This window comes from Pseudomonas sp. AC112, assembly GCF_979253545.1.
The window spans coordinates 4444306-4467194 of record NZ_CEEDCM010000001.1 but is presented as its reverse complement, the minus strand read 5'-3'; the positions used below and the strand labels follow the sequence as shown (position 1 = coordinate 4467194).

The following is a 22889-nucleotide window of genomic DNA, read 5'->3' as shown; positions in this document are numbered from 1 at the left end:
CTCAGTTGTTGTACAGGTCGATGATCGCGCTGACCGCCTGGGTCTTGATCTTCGACGAGTCGTTACGCGCCTGCTCGATCTTGTTCAGGTAGGCCTCGTCGACGTCACCGGTCACGTACTTGCCGTCAAACACGGCGCAGTCGAACTGGTCGATCTTGATTTTGCCACCACCGACCGCTTCGATCAGGTCCGGCAAGTCCTGGTAGATCAGCCAATCGGCACCGATCAGGTCGGCCACGTCCTGGGTCGAACGGTTGTGAGCGATCAGTTCGTGGGCGCTCGGCATGTCGATACCGTACACGTTCGGGTAACGCACGGCAGGTGCTGCGGAACAGAAGTACACGTTCTTCGCACCGGCTTCGCGGGCCATCTGGATGATCTGCTTGCAGGTGGTGCCACGCACGATGGAGTCATCCACCAGCATGACGTTCTTGCCGCGGAATTCCAGCTCGATGGCGTTGAGCTTCTGGCGTACCGACTTCTTGCGCGCTGCCTGGCCCGGCATGATGAACGTCCGGCCAATGTAGCGGTTCTTCACGAAGCCTTCGCGGAACTTTACGCCCAGGTGGTTGGCCAGCTCCAGCGCAGCGGTACGGCTGGTGTCCGGGATCGGGATCACCACGTCGATGTCATGCTCAGGACGCTCGCGCAGGATTTTCTCGGCCAGCTTCTCGCCCATGCGCAGACGCGCCTTGTACACCGAAACGCCGTCGATGATCGAATCCGGACGCGCCAGGTAGACGTGCTCGAAGATGCACGGGGTGAGTTTCGGCGCCACGGCGCACTGGCGGGTGTGCAGCTTGCCGTCTTCGGTGATGTACACCGCTTCGCCTGGCGCGAGGTCGCGGATCAGGGTGAAACCCAGCACGTCCAGGGACACGCTTTCGGAGGCGATCATGTACTCGACACCTTCGTCGGTGTGACGCTGGCCGAACACGATCGGGCGAATGCCGTGCGGGTCACGGAAACCGACGATGCCATAACCGGTGACCATGGCCACTACGGCATAACCGCCGACGCAACGGTTGTGCACGTCAGTGACGGCAGCGAACACGTCTTCTTCGGTCGGCTGCAGCTTGCCGCGCTGGGCCAGCTCGTGGGCGAACACGTTGAGCAGCACTTCCGAGTCGGAACTGGTGTTGACGTGGCGCAGGTCAGATTCGTAAATCTCCTTGGCCAACTGTTCAACGTTGGTCAGGTTACCGTTGTGCGCCAGGGTGATGCCGTAAGGCGAGTTGACGTAAAACGGCTGAGCTTCGGCCGACGTCGAACTGCCGGCAGTCGGGTAACGCACATGGCCAATGCCCATGTGCCCGACCAGGCGCTGCATGTGACGCTGGTGGAACACGTCACGTACCAGGCCATTGTCCTTGCGCAGGAATAACCGGCCGTCGTGGCTGGTCACAATACCGGCAGCGTCCTGGCCGCGGTGCTGGAGGACGGTTAGCGCGTCATACAGCGCCTGATTGACGTTCGACTTACCGACGATACCGACGATGCCACACATGCGACGCAACCCCTACTTAATGAATCTTGACTGAACACAGCTTACTGAGGCGTTTTGGCCGGTAAGAGGTGCTCCTTGAACGGAAGATCAGCGGGTACGCTGATTCCGCTGGCCAGCCACTGACTGCTCCACCCCAGAATGAGGTTTTTGGACCAATCTGCAACCAATAGAAATTTTGGCACGAGTACCGACTCCTGCCACCACGAATCCTGCTGTACCGGCCCCAGGCTCAACAGCCCGACCGCCACGACCACCAGCAACGCGCCACGCGCGGCGCCGAAGGCCATGCCGAGAAATCGATCGGTCCCGGAGAGGCCGGTGACACGTATCAGCTCGCCAATAAGATAATTGACCATTGCCCCCACCAGCAGCGTGGCGATGAACATGATGGCGCAGCCCGCGATGACGCGAGCCGAAGGTGTCTCGATGTATCCGGCCAGGTAGACCGACAATGAACCGCCGAACATCCAGGCTACGACTCCTGCGATGATCCAGGTCAGCAACGACAGTGCTTCTTTTACGAAGCCGCGGCTTAGACTGATCAAAGCGGAGATGGCGACGATTGCAACGATCGCCCAATCAACCCAGGTAAATGGCACGTTTGAGCCTACGGACAGATAAGGCGGCGCATTTTAGCAGAGCGTCGGGCTATCGGTAAGCTGTGATTACGGCAGCTTTGCAAATCAATGGGTTGTACCCCTGGATGCAGGAGCCCGGCTTGTCGGCGATAGCAATCTTATCGACGCCATCGCCGGCAAGCCGGGCTCCTACAGGTCGGCCGCCTCTCAAGCAGGGACCGAATCAGCCGCGCTCAGGCTGGAAACGGGTGACGAATCCTTTAAGGTTCTGCTGGCGATCCAGCAGGTCCCGCAGGCGATCCGCCTCGGCACGCTCGATCAGCGGGCCGATAAACACCCGATTCTTACCATCGGCGCTTCGAATATAGGCGTTGTAGCCCTGGCTACGCAGCTTCTTCTGCAAGGCGTCGGCGCCTTCGCGATTGCCCAGGCTGGCGACCTGGATCGACCAACTGATCGGCAAGCCATTCGGGTCGATACGGCTCTGCCCAACATCCGGCTTGCCCGGGGCGGCAGGTTGCGGCGCTACCGGCTTGGGTGCAGGTGCGGGCGCAGCGGGCTTGCTGGCGACAACCGGCGCCGCGGGTGCTGGCTTGACCACTGGCACGCTGGGTTGCACCGGCATCGACGGTGCCTGCTGCGCAGCCACTTCATCATCAGTCGGTACAGGTTCTTCTTCAGGCAGTGCCTGGGGCTCAGGCACCACCACCGGTTCAACCTGCACCTGGGGCACTGCGGGCGCCTGGGGCGCAGCCGGGGCTTCGACGACAACCTGACGCTCTTCGTCCTGGCGGGAAAACAGCATCGGCAGGAAAATCACCGCCAATGCCACCAGCACCAAGGCTCCGACCATTCGCTGCTTGTATGCGCTATCCAGTAATGCCATGTGCAGCTTCCTCCGTGGAGCGCCGGGCCAACCACTCAAGCGCCTCGGCAACACAATAAAATGACCCGAACAACAGAATCTCATCGTCGAGCGTGGCAATGGCGCACTGTGCTTCAAGGGCATCGGTCACGCTTGCATACGACGTCACCGGCGCACCAAGGTTCTGCAAGGCCACTTCCAGTTCGGCCGCCGGACGGCTGCGCGGTGTATCCAGCGGCGCCACGGCCCAAGCCTGGACATTGCCCAGCAAGGGCGCGACCACGCCCTCCAGGTCCTTATCGGCGAGTAAACCGAAAACTGCAAGGCGACGGCCGACGGGTGGCCTGCGCGACAGGCGCTGCGCCAGGTACTCGGCCGCATGGGGGTTGTGGCCCACATCCAGCAGCAGGTTCAGGCGCTTGCCCTGCCATTGGAACTCACGTCGATCCAGACGCCCGACCACGCGCGTTGCCAACAAGGTGGCGGCGATCTGCTCGGCATTCCACGGCAGATCCAACAGCAGATAGGCCTGCAGCGCGAGCGCGGCGTTTTCCATCGGCAGGTTCAGCAGCGGCAGATCGCCCAGCGCCACAGCCTGGCCTTGTGCATCGCGCCCACGCCATTGCCAGTGCTGCTCACCGATCTCAAGGTTGAATTCGCGACCGCGCAGGAAAAACGGGCAATCCAACTCACGCACCTTGTCCAGCAAGGTGTGTGGCGGATCCAGGTCGCCACACAGCGCTGGCTTGCCCTGCCGGAAGATCCCGGCCTTTTCGTAGGCCACGGATTCGCGGGTATTGCCCAGGTAGTCGGCGTGGTCCACACCAATACTGGTGACCAGCGCCAGATCGGCATCCACCACATTGACCGTGTCCAGGCGTCCGCCCAGGCCGACTTCCAGCACCACCACATCCAGTTGCGCACGCTCGAACAGCCAGAACGCCGCCAGGGTGCCCATCTCGAAGTAAGTCAGGGAAGTCTCGCCCCGGCCGGCATCGAGTGCGGCGAAGGCTTCGCAGAGTTGCTCATCGGTGGCTTCGACGCCATTGAGCTGCACCCGCTCGTTGTAACGCAGCAGGTGCGGGGAATTGTAGACGCCGACTTTCAGCCCTTGGGCCTGCAGCAGCGCCGCGACAAAGGCACAGGTAGAGCCTTTGCCGTTGGTGCCGGTCACCGTGATCACTCGCGGTGCCGGCCGGCCCAACCCAAGGCGGGCCGCTACCTGTTGCGAGCGCTCCAGGCCCATGTCGATGGCGGACGGATGCAACTGCTCAAGGTAGGCGAGCCATTCGCCCAGGGTACGTTGGGTCATAGGTTTGCAGGCACCGGCGGCACAACGATCGGCTCGACCTTGGGCGCGATGTAGACAGGTGTCGGCAGGCCCATCATTTGTGCCAGCAGGTTGCCCAGGCGTGGACGCAGCTCGCCGCGCGGGATGATCAGGTCGATCGCACCGTGCTCCAGCAGGAACTCGCTGCGCTGGAAGCCTTCCGGCAGTTTTTCTCGCACGGTCTGCTCGATCACGCGCGGGCCGGCAAAGCCGATCAGGGCCTTTGGCTCGCCAACGATCACGTCACCCAGCATCGCCAGGCTGGCGGATACGCCGCCGTAGACAGGGTCGGTCAGCACGGAGATGAACGGGATGCCTTCTTCGCGCAGACGCGCCAGTACCGCGGAGGTCTTGGCCATTTGCATCAGGGAAATCAGGGCTTCCTGCATACGCGCACCACCGGAGGCGGCGAAGCAGATCATCGGGCAACGGTTTTCCAGGGCGTAGTTGGCCGCGCGGACAAAGCGCTCGCCGACGATGGCACCCATGGAGCCGCCCATGAAGGAGAACTCGAACGCCGACACTACGACAGGCATGCCGAGCAGTTTGCCGCTGACGGAAATCAGCGCGTCTTTCTCGCCGGTCTGCTTTTGCGCAGCGGTCAGGCGGTCCTTGTACTTCTTGCCGTCACGGAACTTGAGACGGTCCACTGGCTCCAGGTCGGCGCCCAGTTCGTTACGGCCTTCGGCGTCGAGGAAGATGTCGATGCGGGCGCGGGCGCCGATACGCATGTGGTGGTTGCACTTGGGGCAAACGTCCAGGGTCTTTTCCAGCTCCGGGCGGTACAGCACCGCGTCGCAGGATGGGCACTTGTGCCACAGACCTTCAGGAACCGAGCTTTTCTTCACCTCGGAACGCATGATCGAAGGGATCAGTTTGTCTACTAACCAGTTGCTCATGCTTTCTTTCTCCAGTACCGGTGGCTTGAACACAGCCCCGCGTATGCCCTTGAGCTAAATTCATATGTGGCGATGACACATGCTGGACGGGGTCAGACGTTCGACCGGCCTTTTCCCGCATGTATCCTCAGCCTTCCAGACAACCTGCCAGCGCAGGGTTGCCACTTCATTTCCGGGCCACCCACAGGCGGCGCCGGGCTGTTTTACACAGTGGTAGTTATGGACGGCGGCAGACTGCCAGCCGTCACATCCCACCGCTGCTGTTGCGCACGGCCTGCATGAATGCGCGAATCTTGCTGTGATCCTTGATGCCCTTGCCCTGCTCTACCCCACCGCTGACATCCACGGCATACGGGCGAACCTGCTCGATCGCCGCCCCGACATTCGCAGGGTTGAGCCCGCCGGCCAGGATAATCGGCTTGCTCAGCCCTGCGGGAATCAGCGACCAATCGAACGCTTCACCGGTTCCACCGGGCACGCCTTCGACGTAGGTGTCGAGCAGGATCCCGCGAGCGCCACCATAGGCGGCACAGGCGGCCGCAATGTCATCCCCGACCTTGACGCGCAACGCCTTGATGTACGGGCGCTGGTAGCTTTCACATTCGTCGGGCGTCTCGTCGCCGTGAAACTGCAGCATATCCAGCGGTACGGCATCCAGGGTTTCGTTGAGTTCGCAACGGCTGGCGTTGACGAACAACCCCACGGTGGTCACGAACGGCGGCAATGCGGCGATGATCGCCCGCGCCTGCAACACATTCACCGCCCGTGGGCTCTTGGCGTAAAACACGAAACCAATGGCATCCGCCCCCGCCTCGACTGCCGCCAGCGCGTCTTCTATGCGGGTAATCCCACAAATCTTGCTGCGAACGGCTGACATGTCGTGGAAACCTCAGGGGTTGGACCGAGAAAGTCCCGGATGGTAACAAAAGCTTTTCCGGGCGTCAGCCGCCAAGTTCGCTGAAACCTGTGAGGAAGTGTGGCCCGATGAAACGATCCGGCAGTTCGAACTCGTCGCGGTACTCCACATCCACCAGGTACAAGCCGAAGGGATGCGCCGTGACCCCGCCGGTACGGCGAACGCGGCTTTCCAGTACTTCCTTGGCCCACTCCACCGGGCGCTCGCCGGTGCCGATGGTCATCAGCACCCCGGCGATATTGCGCACCATGTGATGCAGGAAGGCCCCGGCGCGGATATCCAGCACGATCATCTTGCCGTGGCGGGTCACGCGCAGGTGATGGACCTCCTTGATCGGCGACTTGGCCTGGCACTGGCCGGCACGGAAGGCGCTGAAATCATGCACGCCCACCAGGTACTGCGCGGCTTCGGCCATGCGCTCGGCGTCGAGCGGGCGATGGTTCCAGGTGATTTCTTCGTTGAGGTGCGCCGGGCGGATCTGGTCGTTGTAGATCACATAGCGATAACGCCGGGCGATCGCCTTGAAGCGCGCGTGGAAATGCGCGGGCATGATCTTGGCCCAGCTGACACTGACGTCATGGGGCAGATTGATATTAGCGCCCATCACCCAGGCCTTCATGGAGCGTTCTGCCTGGGTGTCGAAATGCACCACCTGGCCGCAAGCATGCACGCCCGCATCGGTGCGCCCGGCGCACATCAGCGACACCGGCGAATCAGCAACTTTGGACAGGGCATTTTCCAGGGTTTCCTGCACCGTCAGCACGCCAGACGCCTGACGCTGCCAGCCGCGATAGCGCGAGCCTTTGTATTCCACGCCCAGGGCGATGCGGTAAAAGCCTGCGGCCGCCATTTCGGCAGCCGGATTATCTATATTTGCCAAGAACTGAGAGCCTGATGAGTTGCGCAAAGGCGGCCATTATGCCCAATTGTGTAGGCGCTGGCTTGCCGGCGATACCATCAACTCGGTTTTACTGAAAGACCGGGGCGCTGGCATCGCCGGATAGCCGGTGCCTACAAAAGCAAACGGCGACCCGAAGGTCGCCGTCGCGCCATACAGTTGGCGGTTACGCCAGTCGGCCAAGCATTTCCTTGGCCTCGCCACGCTGGGTCTCGTCACCTTCGGTCAGCACTTCCGAGAGGATGTCCCGTGCGCCATCTGCGTCACCCATGTCGATATAGGCCTGGGCCAGGTCGAGCTTGGTGGCAACTTCGTCGGTGCCGGAGAGGAAGTCGAATTCCGGCTCATCATCGCCTAACGCCGCATCTTGCGCAGTGAAGGACGGTTCGATGGACGGATGCTCCAGGCTCTGGGACAGGCGGTCCAGCTCGGCGTTGACATCATCCAGCTCCGACGCAAATGCATCAGGCTTGGCCGGCGCTTCCGGCTCATCGGCCAGGGACAGGTCGAAATCTTCCGGCAGGTCGAAGTCGTCCGGTGCCGCAGGTGTGAGGGTCGGTGGCTCGACGGCCGGCACGTCCTTCATCTGGTCTTCGAGGCCCGAGAGAAAGTCGTCATCCGATTGCGCCGAAGCCGGGGCGTCCAACTGCAGGTCCAGATCGAAGTCCGACAGGTCGTCCGGGCTGGCCTTGGCTTCAGTCTGCTGCTTTAGTAGCGACTCAAAGGTCTGTTGATCGTCCTTGACCTCGGCCGGGGAAGCTTCTTCGAGATCGTCCAGGCTCAGGTCAAAATCGGTATCAAAGGCCTCCGGCTGCGCAGGCGCCGGTTTGTCTTCGAGCAAATCCTTGACGTATTGAGCGTCCAGGGCAGCAGCGGCCACCGCCGCACTAACGCCTGCCGCCAGCACGGCCATGGCCGGGAAGCGACTCTTGAGCTGCTCGACCTGGGCATGGTTTTCACCATTGGCCACCAGTTGACGCTCCTGGGTCACGAAGCCGTCCTTGTCGTTTTGCAGGCCGTAGACTTCCATCAGCTTCAAACGCAGGTCGCTGCGCTTGGGCTCATGCTTGATCGCCTGTTGCAGCACGTCGGCGGCCTGGTTGAGGTGGCCGCGGTCGATATGGGACTGGGCCTGGGCCAACGCATCGCTTGAGTTCACCGGGGCCACGGCAACGGCCAGCGGCGCGAGCACGGACGCAACGGTCGGCACCACAACGGCCGGCGCGGCCACCGGGGCCGGTGCTGGCGCAGCGGCCAGCTTGACGTTTGGCGGCGGCACTTCCAGTCCTTCGAAGCTGTCCGGCGGCAGGTCGTGATCGATGTTCGAGGTGAACTCTGGCTCTTCCGCCAGGGCCCGCGCCATGCGCAGGTGCTTTTCTTCTTCGCGGCGCGCATTGCGATGGCGCGCCCACAACAGCAAGAGCAACAGCACCAGCAAGATAGCGGCGCCGCCAAGTACGCCGAGCACGACCGGATTGGTCAGCAGGTCGTTGAATTTGCCCTCGGTAGTGGCCGGCGCTGCATCCGCCTTGACCGGCTCAGGTGCTGGCGTTGGCGCGACGGGTGCTGGGGCAGCAGTGGACGTAGCGGTATCGGGCGCTACCGGGGCAACCGCCGGTTCGCCTGCCAACTGCGCGGGCATCGCCGCCGTGGCCGCCGTAGCCGGGACACCCTTTTCCGCCTGCAAACGCGCCAGTTGATCGTTCTTCAGTTGAATCAGCTTTTGCAGCTTGTCCAACTGGCTTTGCAAGTCGGCCGCGCGGCTTTTCAGCTCTTCGTTGTCACGGCGGGTGGTGTCCAGTTGCTCCTGGGTCATCGCCAGCTTGTCGCTGAGTGCCGCGCTGTCGCCGACTTTACCTTTGGCACCCTTCTTGGCCGCCTCGGCCGACACCAGGCTCAAGTTGTCCTTAGCGTTGGTGCTGGCTGGGGCGTTGCCGGCCTGGGTGCGCTTGGTGGCGTCCAGTTGCTGCTTGCCCGCTGCGGGATTGGTCGCGACACGCCGACCCTGACGCCAGGCGGCGTTCTGCGCGCTCACCTCGGCAATCGCCTGGGGTTGCGGCAATGCGGTGCTTTGTACGGTGTCCGGCAGGCGCAGGACCTGCCCGGTTTTCAGGCGATTGATATTGCCGTCCACAAAGGCATCGGGGTTCAGCGCCTGGATCGCCAGCATGGTCTGCTGCACCGAGCCGCCATTGCGGTTCTTCGCGGCAATTTCCCACAGGGTGTCACGGGAGGTGGTGGTGTGCTGCGCCGTTCTGCTCGCGGCCGGCGCGGTGCTGGCCGGTGCAGCCGAGCGCGGTGCTGGCGCGGCGGTCGTCGGTGCCGGCTGGTCGAACTTGGCCGGGTCGAGCAATACGCTGTAGTCACGCATCAGACGGCCATTAGGCCATTGCACCTGCAACAGGAAACGGACGTAGGAATCAGGCAACGGCTTGCTGGAGGTGACACGCACCACACTGCGGCCGTTTGGATTGACCACCGGGGTAAACGTCAGGTCATCGAGAAATGCCTGGCGATCAACGCCCGCGTCCACAAACGCCTGGGACGAAGCCAGGCTCGGCGTGATTTCGGACGCCGTGAGGCCGCCGACATCGAGCAATTCGATTTCCACCGCCAACGGCTGGTTCAACTTCGACTTGAGGGTCATCTCCCCCAGCTGCAGCGCCTGCGCCATACCGGAGGACAGCGCCGAGGCGGCCGCTATTGCTAACACCAGTTTGCGAACTTGAACCATAGCCTCATCCTTTGTTTGAACACTCCCCGGCCTGCGAGAAGGTTGGTAACCGCTGCCATAAGGCATGGCGAGCCGATAGGTCACCGACGCGCAACTTTTCCTGCCTGGGGCCAAGCATAGCGCTTGGCTAGAATCAATCTACAAAATGCCGCCAAGTATCTTTTACGCAAGGCCTTTTATCAACAACTGCGCCAGCTGCACGGCATTCAACGCGGCGCCTTTGCGTACGTTATCTGACGTCAGCCACAGATTTAGTTCCGCCGGGTCATCCAAGCCCGCCCTGACACGACCGACATAGACCACATCCTGGCCCACTGCGTCACCAACGGCTGTAGGGAAATCCCCTTCATCCACGAGCTCGATCCCCGGCGCAGCGTCAAGTGCGCGGTTCACCGCAGCGAGGTCGACCGCCGTGCCCAGTTGCAGGGACACAGTCAGGCTATCGCCAAAAAACACCGGGGCTTGAACGCAGGTTGCGGAAATCTTCAGCAAAGGTGATTCCAGCACCGCACGCAGCTCATGGACGAGGCGCTTCTCCAGGGCGGTATGACCTTGGGCGTCCGGCGTGCCGACTTGTGCAAGCAGGTTGAAGGCTACCTGGCGATCGAAGAATTTCGGCTCAAGTGGGCGCATGTTCAACAGCTCGGCGGTTTGCCGGGCCAGCTCGCTGACGGCCTCACGCCCCTGGGCTGACATCGCCAGGCTGGCGGTGACGCTCACACGCTGGATATCCAGCAGGCCACGCAAGGGCGCAATGACGACCGCCAGGTTGGTCGCCGATGGGCTTGGGCTGCCGAGCTGGAACGGTTTTTCCAGGCGATCCAGCACATGGGCATTGGCCTCCGGCACGACTTGAGGCGCCTGCTCGGCCGGCAAGGCGCCGGACAAGTCGATCACCGAGCAACCCGCTGCCGTGGCACGCGGCGCGAAACTCAGGGTGGCCGCCGGGCCCGCCGCAAAGAACGCCAGCTGCACTTTGCTGAAGTCGAATTCATCGACCTCCCTCACCCGCAGGTTCTTGCCGCGAAACGGCACCGAGGCACCGGCAGAGTTGTTGCCGGCCAGCAGGTGCAAGGTGCCCACCGGGAAGTCCAGCTCTTCGAGGATCTGCACCAGGGTTTCGCCGACGGTGCCGGTGGCGCCGATCACGGCGATATCAAAGGTCTGGGTCATGGGGGCTGCCTCGGGCATTGCGGGGGGAGCGGCACTTTACCGGGTGGCTGGGGGTGAGGCAATTGCACACACTTTCTAGGCTGGCACATTCTCCTGTAGGAGCCCGGCTTGCCGGCGATGGCACCCGCAAGAACAACGCAAGCCTTAGGGCCGCCATCGCCGGCAAGCCGGGCTCCTACAAGGGGCCATGCCGGAAAACTGGTGGCATCAGCCAACAAAAAACCCGCGCCTGTCACCAGAGCGCGGGTTTTCCTCATTGCCTCAAGCGATCAACGCTCCAGCAAGATCCGCAGCATGCGACGCAGCGGTTCGGCCGCGCCCCACAGCAGTTGGTCGCCAACGGTGAACGCGCCGAGGAACTGGCTGCCCATGTTCAGCTTGCGCAAACGGCCCACCGGTACATTCAGGGTGCCGGTGACCTTGGTCGGGCTCAGCTCCTGCATGCTGATGTCGCGGTTGTTCGGCACCAGCTTGACCCATGGGTTGTGCTGGCTGATCAACGCTTCGATATCGGCGATCGGCACATCTTTGTTCAACTTGATGGTCAGCGCCTGGCTGTGGCAGCGCATGGCGCCGATGCGCACGCAGATGCCGTCCACCGGGATCGGGTTCTTGAAGCGGCCGAGGATCTTGTTGGTCTCGGCCTGGGCCTTCCACTCTTCGCGGCTCTGGCCGTTCGGCAGCTCTTTGTCGATCCACGGGATCAGGCTGCCAGCCAATGGCACGCCGAAGTTCTCGGTCGGGTAGGCATCACTGCGCATGGCTTCGGCCACACGGCGGTCGATGTCGAGGATCGCGCTGGCCGGGTCGGCCAGTTGATCGGCAACGGCTGCGTGAGTCGCGCCCATCTGCTTGATCAGTTCACGCATGTTCTGCGCGCCGGCACCGGAGGCCGCCTGATAGGTCATGGCGCTCATCCACTCGACCAATCCAGCCTCGAACAGGCCACCCAGGCCCATCAGCATCAAGCTGACGGTGCAGTTGCCACCGACGTAGTTCTTGGTGCCGGCGTCCAGTTGCTGGTCGATGACCTTGCGGTTCACCGGGTCAAGGATGATCACGGCATCGTCCTGCATGCGCAGGCTCGACGCGGCGTCGATCCAGTAACCCTGCCAGCCGGCTTCGCGCAGCTTGGGGAATACTTCGCTGGTGTAGTCGCCACCCTGACAGGTCAGAATCACGTCGAGGGTTTTCAGCTCTTCAATGCTGTAGGCGTCCTTGAGCGGAGCAATATCCTTGCCCACAGACGGCCCTTGGCCACCCACATTCGAAGTGGTGAAAAACACCGGCTCAATAAGATCGAAATCCTGCTCTTCCAGCATCCGCTGCATGAGCACGGAACCGACCATACCGCGCCAACCGATCAGACCTACACGTTTCATCGCAACTACACCTTGTTAAAAAGTGGGCCGCCTTGCAGCAACAACTGCAAGCGGGCCCGAGAGATTACAGATTCCGCAGCGCGGCGACTACTGCGTCGCCCATTTCTTGCGTACCGACCTTGGTGCAACCCTGCGACCAGATGTCGCCGGTGCGCAAGCCTTGGTCCAACACCAGGCTCACGGCCTTCTCGATGGCATCCGCCGCTTCGCTCAGGTTGAAGCTGTAACGCAGCATCATCGACACCGACAAAATGGTCGCCAGCGGGTTGGCAATGCCTTGGCCCGCGATGTCCGGCGCCGAACCGTGGCAAGGCTCGTACATGCCCTTGTTGTGGGTGTCGAGGGACGCCGACGGCAGCATGCCGATGGAACCGGTGAGCATCGACGCCTGGTCGGACAGGATGTCGCCGAACAGGTTGTCGGTGACGATCACGTCGAACTGCTTCGGTGCACGCACCAGTTGCATGGCGGCGTTGTCGACGTACATATGGCTCAGTTCGACGTCCGGGTAGTCCTTGGCCACTTCTTCGACGATTTCACGCCACAGCTGGCTGGAAGCCAAGACGTTGGCCTTGTCCACCGAGCAGACCTTCTTGCCACGCACACGGGCCATGTCGAAACCCACGCGGGCGATACGGCGGATTTCGCTCTCGCTGTACGGCAGGGTGTCGTAGGCCTGGCGCTCGCCATTTTCCAGCTGACGCACACCGCGTGGCGAGCCGAAGTAGATACCGCCGGTCAGCTCGCGCACGATCAGGATATCCAGGCCCGCGACCACTTCCGGCTTGAGGCTCGACGCATCGGCCAGTTGTGGGTAGAGGATCGCCGGGCGCAGGTTGCCGAACAGGCCCAGTTGCGCGCGGATCTTCAGCAGGCCGCGCTCAGGGCGGATATCGCGTTCGATCTTGTCCCATTTCGGACCACCCACGGCGCCGAGCAGCACGGCGTCGGCCGCGCGGGCACGGTCCAGGGTCTCGTCGGCCAGCGGTACGCCGTGCTTATCGATGGCAGCGCCGCCGATCACGTCGTGGCTCAGTTCGAAGCCCAGGCTGTACTTGCTGTTGGCGAGTTCCAGGACCTTGACCGCTTCGGCCATGATTTCCGGACCAATACCGTCGCCAGGGAGAATCAGAATCTGCTTGCTCATGCGTTCCTCATTTCATCAAGCGACCCGCCCGTGGGCAGGTCGGGAAAAATCAATCAGCGTTCGGCAAAGACCACCAGTACGTCGGTGCTGAAGGTGCCGTCGGCCTGAATTTCGTAATAATCGCGCACTTCCTGGCCCATCGCCTGTTGCAGCTCAAGGATGGCAGCGCGCAGTACTTCTGGCGTGCGCATGCGCTCGACCCAGGAGGTGTATTCCAGGCACAAGCGTTGGCGGCTGCTGTTGCGCACGTGCAGGCCGGATTCGCTGAGCTGCTGCATCCACTCGGCGGCGGCGTAATCACGCACGTGGCTGGTGTCGCGCAGCACTTCGACGGTTTGCAGGTAAGTGTCCAACAGCGGGCTGCCCGGTGACAAGACGTCGACGAACGCGGCCACACCACCCGGTTTGAGCACGCGGCGCACTTCGCGCAGGGCCAGGCCGAGGTCGCTCCAATGATGGGCCGAATAACGGCTGAACACGAAGTCGAACTCGCCATCGGCGAACGGCAGGCGCTCGGCGGCGCCGTGTACCGTGCGGATGTTGCCCAGGCCACGGTCCGCCGCAGCAGCGGCGACCACGTCAAGCATCTGCTGGGACAGGTCGTAGGCCACCACTTCTTTAACCAATGGCGCCACGTGGAAGCTGACATGACCGGCACCGCACCCCAGGTCCAGCAAGCGCGCGCTGCCCTGCCCGGCCAGTTCGGCCTGCAGCAGCGCGAATTCGGTGCCTTGGGCGTGTACGGCACTGCTCAGGTAGGCTGAGGCTTGCTCGCCGAATTGTTTTTGCACGACTTGGGTGTGGGCGGTGGTGGTCATGGTGGTTTCCTCGGGTTTTGTGGTGTTGGTACGGGCGCTATCGCAGGCAAGCCAGCTCCCACAATTGACCGTGTTCACAGGTCAACATGTGGGAGCGGGCTTGCCCGCGATGGGGCCCGCACGGTTACCGCAAATCAGGCATCACGAAACAACCAAGGCTGGCTCGCCCGGTGCTTGGCTTCAAACGCGGCAATCGCATCGCCGTCCTGCAAGGTCAGGCCGATATCGTCCAGGCCGTTGATCAGGCAGTGCTTACGGAACGCATCCACTTCAAAGTGATACACCTTGCCATCCGGACGGGTCACGGTTTGCGCGGCCAGGTCGACGGTCAGTTGGTAGCCTTCTTCAGCTTCCACCTGCTTGAACAGCTCGTCGACTTCTGCGTCGGTCAAGATGATCGGCAGCAGGCCATTCTTGAAACTGTTGTTGAAGAAGATGTCGGCGTAGCTCGGCGCGATGATGCTGCGAAAGCCATATTCTTCCAGGGCCCACGGCGCGTGTTCACGGCTGGAACCGCAACCGAAGTTTTCCCGGGCCAGCAGCACGCTGGCACCTTGGTAACGCTCGGCGTTGAGCACGAAGTCCTTGTTCAACGGGCGCTTGGAGTTGTCCTGGTAGGCGTAGCCCACGTCCAGGTAGCGCCACTCGTCGAACAGGTTCGGGCCAAAACCGGTGCGCTTGATCGACTTCAAGAACTGCTTAGGGATGATCTGGTCGGTGTCGACGTTAGCGCGATCCAAAGGGGCGACAAGGCCAGTGTGTTGAGTAAAAGCACGCATCGGGTATTCCTCAGATCAATTCGCGAACGTCGATGAAACGACCGTTGACGGCAGCGGCAGCGGCCATGGCCGGGCTGACCAGGTGGGTACGCCCGCCGGCGCCCTGACGCCCTTCGAAGTTACGGTTGGAGGTGGACGCGCAATGCTCGCCCGACTCCAAGCGGTCCGGGTTCATCGCCAGGCACATCGAGCAGCCCGGCTCACGCCATTCAAAACCGGCTTCGAGGAAGATCTTGTCCAGGCCTTCGGCTTCGGCCTGGGCTTTAACCAAGCCCGAACCCGGCACCACAATGGCTTGCTTGATGGTCGACGCCACTTTGCGGCCCTTGGCAATCACCGCCGCGGCGCGCAGGTCTTCGATCCGCGAGTTGGTGCAGGAACCGATGAACACGCGATCCAACTGGATATCGGTGATCGCCTGGTTGGCTTGCAACCCCATGTACTTCAAGGCGCGCTCGATGGAGCCACGCTTGACCAAGTCAGTTTCCTTAGCCGGGTCTGGCACGTTCTGGTCGACGGCCAAGACCATTTCCGGCGAAGTGCCCCAGCTGACTTGTGGCTTGATCTGGGCAGCGTCGAGTTCGACCACGGTGTCGAACACCGCGTCGGCGTCGGAGACCAGGTCTTTCCAGGCTTCGACGGCGGCATCCCAATCCGCGCCTTGCGGGGCGAATGGACGGCCTTTTACGTATTCGACGGTCTTTTCGTCCGCCGCCACCATGCCCACGCGGGCACCGGCTTCGATGGACATGTTGCAAATGGTCATGCGGCCTTCGATGGACAGGTCGCGAATCGCGCTGCCGGCGAACTCGATGGCATGGCCGTTACCGCCGGCAGTGCCGATTTTGCCGATCACAGCGAGCACGATGTCTTTGGCGGTCACGCCAAATGGCAACTGGCCTTCGACCTTCACCAACATATTCTTCATTTTCTTGGCGACCAGGCACTGGGTGGCGAACACATGTTCCACCTCGGAGGTGCCGATGCCGTGGGCCAGGGCGCCAAAGGCACCGTGGGTCGACGTGTGGGAGTCACCGCAGACCACGGTCATGCCAGGCAAGGTGGCGCCCTGCTCCGGGCCGATCACGTGCACGATGCCTTGACGCACGTCATTCATCTTGAATTCAGTAATGCCATATTCGTCGCAGTAGTCGTCGAGGGTCTGCACTTGCAAACGCGACACCTGGTCGGCAATGGCTTCGATGCCGCCCTTGCGCTCTGGAGTAGTGGGCACGTTGTGGTCTGGAGTGGCGATGATGGAGTCGACGCGCCAAGGCTTGCGCCCGGCCAGTCGCAGGCCTTCGAACGCTTGGGGCGAGGTCACTTCATGGATGATGTGACGGTCGATATAGATCAGCGACGAGCCATCGTCGCGCCGTTTCACTTCATGGGAATCCCAAAGCTTGTCGTAAAGCGTTTTGCCGGCCATCAGTCGGTCCTCATCAGCGGTGTTTCTTTATGCCGGGCTTTTCAATAACCCTTTGGCTTGTGAGGCTGATGGTATGGCGCTACATTAAATAACTCAAATTCATATTTTTTATGCTTTGGATTACCAACTGGAATACTACCATGGACTTGGCCAACCTCAATGCCTTTATCGCCATCGCCGAGACCGGCAGCTTCTCCGGCGCCGGCGAGCGCCTGCACCTGACCCAACCGGCCATCAGCAAACGCATCGCCGGCCTGGAGCAACAATTGAAGGTGCGTTTGTTCGACCGCCTGGGCCGTGAAGTCGGCTTGACCGAAGCCGGCCGGGCCTTGCTGCCGCGCGCTTATCAGATCCTCAACGTGCTGGACGATACGCGCCGCGCCCTCACCAACCTGACCGGCGAAGTCAGCGGGCGACTGACGCTGGCCACCAGTCACCACATTGGTCTGCACCGCTTGCCGCCGGTGCTGCGCACCTTTACCCGGGAATACCCGAATGTGGCGCTGGATATTCAGTTCCTCGATTCAGAAGTGGCCTACGAAGAAATCCTCCATGGCCGCGCCGAAGTGGCGGTGATCACCTTGGCGCCCGATCCCCACCACCTGGTGCGCGCCACCCCGGTGTGGGACGACCCGCTGGATTTCGTGGTGGCGCCGGAGCACAGCCTGACCAGCAACGGCAAGGTCAGCTTGGCGGACATTGCCGGCCACCCGGCGGTTTTCCCCGGCGGCAACACCTTTACCCACCATATTGTCAGCCGGCTGTTCGAGGCCCAGGGCCTTACGCCGAACATCGCGATGAGCACTAACTATTTGGAAACTATCAAGATGATGGTGTCTATCGGCCTGGCCTGGAGCGTGTTGCCGCGCACCATGCTGGATGATCAGGTGGCAAGTATCGCTTTGCCGGGCATACAGCTCAGTCGCCAGCTAGGCTATATCGTGCACACCGAAAGGACGCTGTCGAATGCTGCGCGGGCTTTCATGAGCCTATTGGATGCACAAGTCGATCTGCCAGGGATTCCGGCATGAACCTGTGCGGCCTCAAGGTCTGAACCGAACCGCGCCTTACGCCCATCGAGCCAAGGCCCTTTGATAATGCGCAACCCCGTCGACTCCTTGCCACCCCTGCCCCGCATTTACGCCCTTGACCCTCAAGAGGCGGAACAAAGCTGGGACAGCGCCCCGCAATTGCTGGCAGCGCTCAATGCTGCCCGGCTGGGCGCATGGTGCTGGGAAATCGACACCGGCAGAATCAGTTGGTCGCGCGGCACCCAGGCGCTGTTTGGCTTTGATCCGCGCCAGCCACTGCCCAAGGACCTGGACTACCTCGACCTGCTCGCGCCGCAGGATCGCGCCCGCGTGGTGCGGGCCTTTCACGCGGTTCTGGCCGGCGAGCCGTTCGAGCAGGCCATGCATCACCATATCCAATGGCCGGACGGCACCCACCACTGGCTGGAAATCAATGGCAGCCTGGCACCTGACAAAGCCGGGCGGCGGCGCATGATCGGGGTGATCCGCGAGACCACCCGCCAGCGCGAGCGGGAGCACGCCCTCAGCCACTCGGAAAAACGCTTCGCCACGCTGTTTCACCTGTGCCCCAATATGGTCTTGCTGACGCGCCAGTCCGATGGACTGATCAGTGAAGCCAACCAGTATTTCGAGATGCTCTTCGGCTGGCCGGTGGCCGATGCCATCGGCCGCACCACCCTGGACCTGGGCCTGTGGCGCCACCCCGAGCAACGCGCGCAGCTGGTCAAGGCCACCCAGCGCAAGGGCGAGCCCATCACCATGGAGGTGCAATTTTGCGCCAGTAACGGGCAGATCCACGATGGCACGCTCAGCGCACAAAAAGTCGAACTGGAGGGCGAGGCCTACCTGATCAGTACGTTTCTCGACACCACTGAGCGCAAAAACGCCGAGCAGGCCCTCAAGGACAGCCAGGAGCGCCTCGACCTGGCCTTGGACTCGGCGCAACTGGGCACCTGGGACTGGCACATTCCCACCGGCATGCTCTACGGCTCGGCGCGCGCCGCCCAACTGCACGGCCTGCCGCCGGAGCCATTCCATGAGTCCTTCGACGCCTTCTTCGAGGGCATGCCCGATGAAGAGCGCGATAGCATGCGCAACGCCTACCGCACCCTACGCGAAGGCCCGGCCGGCAACTATCAACTGACCTACCGCGTGCCGATGGAAGACGGCAGCTCGCGCTACCTCGAAAGCCGCGCGCGCCTGTACCGCGATGCACACGGTGCGCCGCTGCGCATGGCCGGCACGTTGCTGGATATCACCGACCAGGTGGAACGTGAACAACGCCTGACGGCCTCCGAAGAAAAATTCGCCAGCCTGTTCCAGGCCAGCCCGGACCCGATCTGCGTCACTTGCCTGGACAGCGGCGCGTTTATCGAGATCAACCCGGCCTTCACCCAGACCTTTGGCTGGACGGCAGCCGAGGTCATCGACAAAAGCGCCGAAGAGATCGGGCTGTGGGACGAGTCGAGCAAGCGCCTGCAGCGTATCGAGCGGGTGATCCGCGAGCAGGCGCTGAGCAATGTGGCCATCGTGGTGCATCACAAGGGTGGCCAGAGCCTGACCTGCGTGATTTCCAGCCGCTTGATCAAGGTCGGCGACCAGCCCTGTATCGTCACCACGCTACGCGATATCACCCAGCAGCAACGTTCGGAGGCGGCACTGAAGGCCAGCGAAGAGAAATTCGCCAAGGCCTTCCATTCCAGCCCCGACGCGATTTCCATCACCGAGCGCGATACCGGCCGCTACGTGGAGGTCAACGACGGCTTTTGCCGCCTGACCGGCTACCGTGCCGATGAAGCCATTGGCCTGACCCTCTACCAGATCGGCATCTGGGCCGATGAAAACCAGCGCGCGGCGCTGCTGGCGGAATTGCAGATCAAAGGCCGCATCCACCATCTGGAAATGCTCTGGCACAACAAACGCGGCGAAGTGCTGGCAGTGGAAGTCTCGGTGGAGCCCATCACCCTGAATGAAACGCCCTGCCTGCTGCTGACCGCCCGGGACGTGAGCCTGCTAAAAAACGCCCAGGCGCAGATCCGCCACCTGGCCTACCACGACCCGCTGACCAACCTGCCCAACCGCGCCCTGCTGATGGACCGCCTGAGCCAGCAGATCGCCTTGCTCAAGCGGCATAGCCTGCGCGGCGCATTGCTGTTCCTCGACCTTGACCACTTCAAGCACATCAACGATTCACTCGGCCATCCGGTGGGCGATACGGTGCTGAAGATCGTCACTGCACGCCTGGAAGCCAGCGTGCGCATGGAGGACACCGTGGCGCGCCTGGGTGGCGATGAGTTCGTGGTGCTGCTCAGCGGCCTTGACGGCACGCGCACGGAAGTCAGCGGCCAGGTACAGGAGCTGGCCGATACCCTGCGCGAATTGCTCTCGGAGCCGATGTTCCTGGACGGGCATCGCTTGCAGGTCACGCCGAGCATTGGCGTGGCACTGATTCCCGATCACGGCTCAACGCCTGCGGACTTGCTCAAACGGGCCGATATCGCTCTGTACCGCGCCAAGGACTCGGGGCGCAACACCACGCAGATGTTCCACAACAGCATGCAGAAAACCGCCAGCGAACGCCTGCGCATGGAGACCGACCTGCGCCTGGCCCTGTCGCGCGGCGAGTTCAGCGTGCATTACCAGCCGCAGGTCGACGCGCGTGGCAATCGGATCGTCGGTGCCGAGGCCCTGGTGCGCTGGCAGCATCCACAGCTAGGGGCGCAGTCACCGTCTGAATTTATCAAGGTGCTCGAAGACAGTGGCCTGATCCTGGAAGTCGGCACCTGGATCCTGGACGAAGCCTGCGCGGCCTTTCAACAGTTGATCGCGGAAGGCTTGGTGGACCCGCTGAATTTCAGTCTGTGCGTGAACATCAGCCCCCGGCAGTTTCGCCAGAACGACTTCGTTGAGCGGGTGGAACGCAGCCTCAAGCAGCACCAACTGCCGTTCAGCCTGCTGAAACTGGAAATCACCGAAGGCATCGTGATCCAGAACCTGGACGACACCATCAGCAAAATGCGCCGCCTGAAAAAGCTCGGCGTGAGCTTTGCGATGGATGACTTCGGCACCGGTTACTCGTCACTCACCTACCTCAAGCGCTTGCCCGTGGACGCGCTGAAGATCGACCAGTCCTTCGTGCGTGACGCCACCCATGACCCCAACGACGCCGAAATCATCCGCGCCATCGTGGCCATGGCCCGCAGCTTGAACCTGGAAGTGATTGCCGAAGGCGTGGAAACCCAGGAGCAACTGGCCTTCCTGCAGGGCCTGGGTTGCCATCTGTACCAAGGGTATCTGCACAGCCGGCCACTGCCCATGATCGGTTTCAGGGCGCGCTTGATCGCGGGGGATGGCCGGGGTTAAACCAATTTCAGTGCGACGCCGCCCGGTTGCCTCCAGTGCGAGCTTTTCAAGTCGCGCCGGGCGCCATACGAATCAATAGCACCCTCTACCACGACGACCGAATGCCCGAAGTTTGCCAGAGTGCCGAGTGCACCTGATGCCAGCTCCTCCACGCTACTGGGACGCGTAAAAGCGTATAGGCCAAGACGCCGTAATGCCTCACCCGGAACTTCACCGTCGTTCAGCGTTTGCAGGGCGGTGTCAAAACCGGCACCGGCGCGAAACTCGTGATTCTCCAACTGTGCCCGCTTGGCGCTCGCTGCATAAAGGAACAAGGCATTGTCAATAAGACCAGCATTCGGACCACGAAAGTGGGCCGCTGCCCGGGCCCTTTCCAGCTCGGCGAAGGTGAGCCGCACCGTGCAGTTATCGCGCATGGTGATGGTGTAGCCTTCCGGCGTTTCGGTGACACGCTTGAAAATACCCAAAGGGTTTTGCCCGTACTTCATCATCGCCGCTTTGATGGCGGACACCGTGACACAGTTGCCCTCCATGCCCTGATAGAAACCACTCCAGATATCGGCGGGCTTGACGCCAGCGGGCGCAGCCGGGAATCGCGCAGGTTGACCGTCGTGCTCGTGGGGTAGGTCTGCGGCAAGCTGGTAACCGTAGTCTCTACCGACCGCCTCTTGCTTGCCGTGGCTATGTTTAACACCCTCCACCACCAATGCCCCCGAAAAACTGGAGGTCTCGGTGACGCCAATACTGTGGGGTTCTTGAAGCTTGGCGGGAGGCACAATCCGCAAAAAGCCAATCAAGCCCATCCCAGTCAAGACCCTGTAAATGCTCTCACCCCGCAGCGTGCCAGACAGCGCCGCATCGAACCGGACATTGCTGACAAGCTGCTTGCGCTTTGCGTAGGCAGCCAGGATCAGGCTGGCGTCGTTGCGCATTTGCGCGTCTGGGCCTGTAAACCGCGTCGCCTCGGCGGTGCGCTGCAGCTCCTGCGTCGACAACGTCAGCTCAAAACCGTCTTTCATGGTGATGCTGTACCCATTGCCCGTGGTGTCGACTTTTTCAAACACATCGGACGGCGATCGGCCAAATCTGAGCATCATCATCTTGATGACGGCTGCGTGGCTGCCGAGGTCGAACACCTCACCGAAATGACGCGAGGGGGCAATGAACCCTTGCAACACCTCGGCGACCTGGGGACGGTTACCCTTGGCCTGGTCAACCTGGGGCGTGATCCTCACCACAGGCATTGGTACGACAGGGACAGGGGCGGTAGGAGGCTTCGGCGCGCTATGGCTCTGCAGCGTATACATGGAGCTTCGATCGGGTGAACGCTCCCTGCCAGCGCGGTGCGCCTTGCCGGCGTATATCAGTGATGAACCCAGGTCATAACTGTCTGCCACCCCCCACCGCCCTTCGCCGACAACCGTGGCAGTAGGCTCGTACTTGAGATGGCCGGATAAGCCCATGCCTTTGAGCATGTTGAAGGTTGTCTCACCCTGCAAAGACGCGGTCAGGGCTGACGTAAAACTTGTCAAATCAGCGGCATTGCCACTTCCCAGCTGTTTGCGCTTGATGAACACCGCCAGTGCGAAATGGGCGCTGCCCAGTATTTCGTTGTCGCTGCCGGTAAAACGTGATGCCGCCCCTGCCTGCTGCAGCTCCTGCTGGGAAAGATGCAACCTGTAGCCATCTTTCATCGTGACGTCATACCCCCCGCGATTGCTGCGCACACTGCTGAACATAGCCTCAGGCTGCGTGCCAAAGGTGTGCATCATCAGTTTGATGACTGCGCTGTGCGAGCTGGCATTGTAATGCTCGCCGAAAGCGCGTTCAGGCGACTCAAATGCGGTAGAGAGAGAAGTCTCTGTTTCCGACGTTTTGGAAAGCTGCCACGCCATGGTAATCGAGCGCGCAGAAGAGCCAATCGCAAACGTATTCATAGCCATCACGCCTAAAAAAGAAATAGTCTGGCGAGCCGCTGATAGGACACACTAAACCCGTGCCAACAGTGGACTTTACATAGCAACAGGCTCCCCAACTGCG

General features: G+C 61.9%; 17 protein-coding genes. 2 read left to right on the top strand and 15 right to left on the bottom strand.

The genetic code is table 11. The features are described from left to right. Nucleotide 1: 1 nt before the first annotated feature. From purF to leuC, 14 genes are all read right to left on the bottom strand, one after another. Nucleotides 2-1507: an amidophosphoribosyltransferase gene (purF, locus tag AC0IYN_RS20780; RefSeq protein WP_015884965.1), complete on the bottom strand. Its 1506-nt coding sequence runs from the start codon at nucleotides 1505-1507 to the stop codon at nucleotides 2-4. A gap of 41 nt (nucleotides 1508-1548) precedes the next feature. Beyond that, nucleotides 1549-2106, bottom strand: a complete 558-nt coding sequence (locus AC0IYN_RS20775) for a CvpA family protein (RefSeq protein ID WP_003192538.1) — start codon at nucleotides 2104-2106, stop codon at nucleotides 1549-1551. A gap of 202 nt (nucleotides 2107-2308) precedes the next feature. Beyond that, nucleotides 2309-2971, bottom strand: coding sequence for an SPOR domain-containing protein (locus tag AC0IYN_RS20770; RefSeq protein ID WP_406598325.1), 663 nt, complete (start codon nucleotides 2969-2971; stop codon nucleotides 2309-2311). After that, nucleotides 2955-4262, bottom strand: a complete 1308-nt coding sequence (folC, locus tag AC0IYN_RS20765) for a bifunctional tetrahydrofolate synthase/dihydrofolate synthase (protein ID WP_471842987.1) — start codon at nucleotides 4260-4262, stop codon at nucleotides 2955-2957. The genes AC0IYN_RS20770 and folC overlap by 17 nt, the downstream gene beginning before the upstream one ends. Continuing rightward, nucleotides 4259-5179 (bottom strand): acetyl-CoA carboxylase, carboxyltransferase subunit beta, encoded by a 921-nt coding sequence (accD, locus tag AC0IYN_RS20760; protein WP_078049420.1) that lies wholly within the window; start codon nucleotides 5177-5179, stop codon nucleotides 4259-4261. The genes folC and accD overlap by 4 nt, the downstream gene beginning before the upstream one ends. A gap of 244 nt (nucleotides 5180-5423) precedes the next feature. Then, nucleotides 5424-6056 (bottom strand): phosphoribosylanthranilate isomerase, encoded by a 633-nt coding sequence (locus AC0IYN_RS20755; RefSeq protein ID WP_406598327.1) that lies wholly within the window; start codon nucleotides 6054-6056, stop codon nucleotides 5424-5426. 64 nt (nucleotides 6057-6120) lie between these two features. Continuing rightward, nucleotides 6121-6945, bottom strand: coding sequence for a tRNA pseudouridine(38-40) synthase TruA (gene truA, locus AC0IYN_RS20750; RefSeq protein WP_457267872.1), 825 nt, complete (start codon nucleotides 6943-6945; stop codon nucleotides 6121-6123). A gap of 214 nt (nucleotides 6946-7159) precedes the next feature. After that, complete coding sequence (locus tag AC0IYN_RS20745) at nucleotides 7160-9727, bottom strand: FimV/HubP family polar landmark protein (protein WP_471842984.1); 2568 nt, start codon at nucleotides 9725-9727, stop codon at nucleotides 7160-7162. A gap of 162 nt (nucleotides 9728-9889) precedes the next feature. After that, nucleotides 9890-10900 (bottom strand): aspartate-semialdehyde dehydrogenase, encoded by a 1011-nt coding sequence (locus AC0IYN_RS20740; protein WP_471842982.1) that lies wholly within the window; start codon nucleotides 10898-10900, stop codon nucleotides 9890-9892. A 269-nt stretch (nucleotides 10901-11169) separates the two neighbouring features. Beyond that, nucleotides 11170-12282, bottom strand: coding sequence for an aspartate-semialdehyde dehydrogenase (gene asd / locus AC0IYN_RS20735; RefSeq protein ID WP_034107599.1), 1113 nt, complete (start codon nucleotides 12280-12282; stop codon nucleotides 11170-11172). Between the two features lie 64 nt (nucleotides 12283-12346). Further along, nucleotides 12347-13429 carry a 3-isopropylmalate dehydrogenase gene (leuB, locus tag AC0IYN_RS20730; protein WP_406598330.1) on the bottom strand — a complete coding sequence of 361 codons (1083 nt, stop codon included), beginning with the start codon at nucleotides 13427-13429 and terminating at the stop codon, nucleotides 12347-12349. A gap of 53 nt (nucleotides 13430-13482) precedes the next feature. Beyond that, complete coding sequence (locus AC0IYN_RS20725; protein WP_471842979.1) at nucleotides 13483-14247, bottom strand: class I SAM-dependent methyltransferase; 765 nt, start codon at nucleotides 14245-14247, stop codon at nucleotides 13483-13485. 134 nt (nucleotides 14248-14381) lie between these two features. Further along, nucleotides 14382-15026 (bottom strand): 3-isopropylmalate dehydratase small subunit, encoded by a 645-nt coding sequence (leuD, locus tag AC0IYN_RS20720; protein WP_033901804.1) that lies wholly within the window; start codon nucleotides 15024-15026, stop codon nucleotides 14382-14384. 10 nt (nucleotides 15027-15036) lie between these two features. Further along, nucleotides 15037-16455: a 3-isopropylmalate dehydratase large subunit gene (leuC, locus tag AC0IYN_RS20715; protein WP_406598332.1), complete on the bottom strand. Its 1419-nt coding sequence runs from the start codon at nucleotides 16453-16455 to the stop codon at nucleotides 15037-15039. Nucleotides 16456-16595: 140 nt separating this feature from the next. On the opposite strand from leuC, the gene AC0IYN_RS20710 reads away from it, so the two are divergent. Both AC0IYN_RS20710 and AC0IYN_RS20705 read left to right on the top strand, forming a co-directional pair. Then, nucleotides 16596-17486, top strand: a complete 891-nt coding sequence (locus AC0IYN_RS20710; protein ID WP_406598333.1) for a LysR family transcriptional regulator — start codon at nucleotides 16596-16598, stop codon at nucleotides 17484-17486. A gap of 66 nt (nucleotides 17487-17552) precedes the next feature. Next, entirely contained in the window at nucleotides 17553-20849 is a 3297-nt protein-coding gene (locus AC0IYN_RS20705; protein ID WP_457267887.1) for an EAL domain-containing protein, read from the top strand. Here the strand turns inward: AC0IYN_RS20705 and AC0IYN_RS20700 are convergent. Next, nucleotides 20846-22786: a hypothetical protein gene (locus AC0IYN_RS20700; protein ID WP_471842971.1), complete on the bottom strand. Its 1941-nt coding sequence runs from the start codon at nucleotides 22784-22786 to the stop codon at nucleotides 20846-20848. The two genes, AC0IYN_RS20705 and AC0IYN_RS20700, sit on opposite strands and share 4 nt — an antisense overlap. Nucleotides 22787-22889 lie beyond the last annotated feature (103 nt).

Excerpts from the sequence above, each read along its gene's own strand:
- leuC (WP_406598332.1), bottom strand. The coding sequence starts at position 16,455 with ATGGCCGGCAAAACGCTTTACGACAAGCTTTGGGATTCCCATGAAGTG.
- AC0IYN_RS20755 (WP_406598327.1), bottom strand. The coding sequence starts at position 6,056 with ATGTCAGCCGTTCGCAGCAAGATTTGTGGGATTACCCGCATAGAAGAC.
- leuB (WP_406598330.1), bottom strand. The coding sequence starts at position 13,429 with ATGAGCAAGCAGATTCTGATTCTCCCTGGCGACGGTATTGGTCCGGAA.
- AC0IYN_RS20740 (WP_471842982.1), bottom strand. The coding sequence starts at position 10,900 with ATGACCCAGACCTTTGATATCGCCGTGATCGGCGCCACCGGCACCGTC.
- AC0IYN_RS20770 (WP_406598325.1), bottom strand. The coding sequence starts at position 2,971 with ATGGCATTACTGGATAGCGCATACAAGCAGCGAATGGTCGGAGCCTTG.
- accD (WP_078049420.1), bottom strand. The coding sequence starts at position 5,179 with ATGAGCAACTGGTTAGTAGACAAACTGATCCCTTCGATCATGCGTTCC.
- leuD (WP_033901804.1), bottom strand. The coding sequence starts at position 15,026 with ATGCGTGCTTTTACTCAACACACTGGCCTTGTCGCCCCTTTGGATCGC.
- AC0IYN_RS20725 (WP_471842979.1), bottom strand. The coding sequence starts at position 14,247 with ATGACCACCACCGCCCACACCCAAGTCGTGCAAAAACAATTCGGCGAG.
- AC0IYN_RS20745 (WP_471842984.1), bottom strand. The coding sequence starts at position 9,727 with ATGGTTCAAGTTCGCAAACTGGTGTTAGCAATAGCGGCCGCCTCGGCG.
- AC0IYN_RS20710 (WP_406598333.1), top strand. The coding sequence starts at position 16,596 with ATGGACTTGGCCAACCTCAATGCCTTTATCGCCATCGCCGAGACCGGC.
- truA (WP_457267872.1), bottom strand. The coding sequence starts at position 6,945 with ATGGCGGCCGCAGGCTTTTACCGCATCGCCCTGGGCGTGGAATACAAA.
- purF (WP_015884965.1), bottom strand. The coding sequence starts at position 1,507 with ATGTGTGGCATCGTCGGTATCGTCGGTAAGTCGAACGTCAATCAGGCG.
- asd (WP_034107599.1), bottom strand. The coding sequence starts at position 12,282 with ATGAAACGTGTAGGTCTGATCGGTTGGCGCGGTATGGTCGGTTCCGTG.
- AC0IYN_RS20700 (WP_471842971.1), bottom strand. The coding sequence starts at position 22,786 with ATGAATACGTTTGCGATTGGCTCTTCTGCGCGCTCGATTACCATGGCG.
- AC0IYN_RS20705 (WP_457267887.1), top strand. The coding sequence starts at position 17,553 with ATGCGCAACCCCGTCGACTCCTTGCCACCCCTGCCCCGCATTTACGCC.
- folC (WP_471842987.1), bottom strand. The coding sequence starts at position 4,262 with ATGACCCAACGTACCCTGGGCGAATGGCTCGCCTACCTTGAGCAGTTG.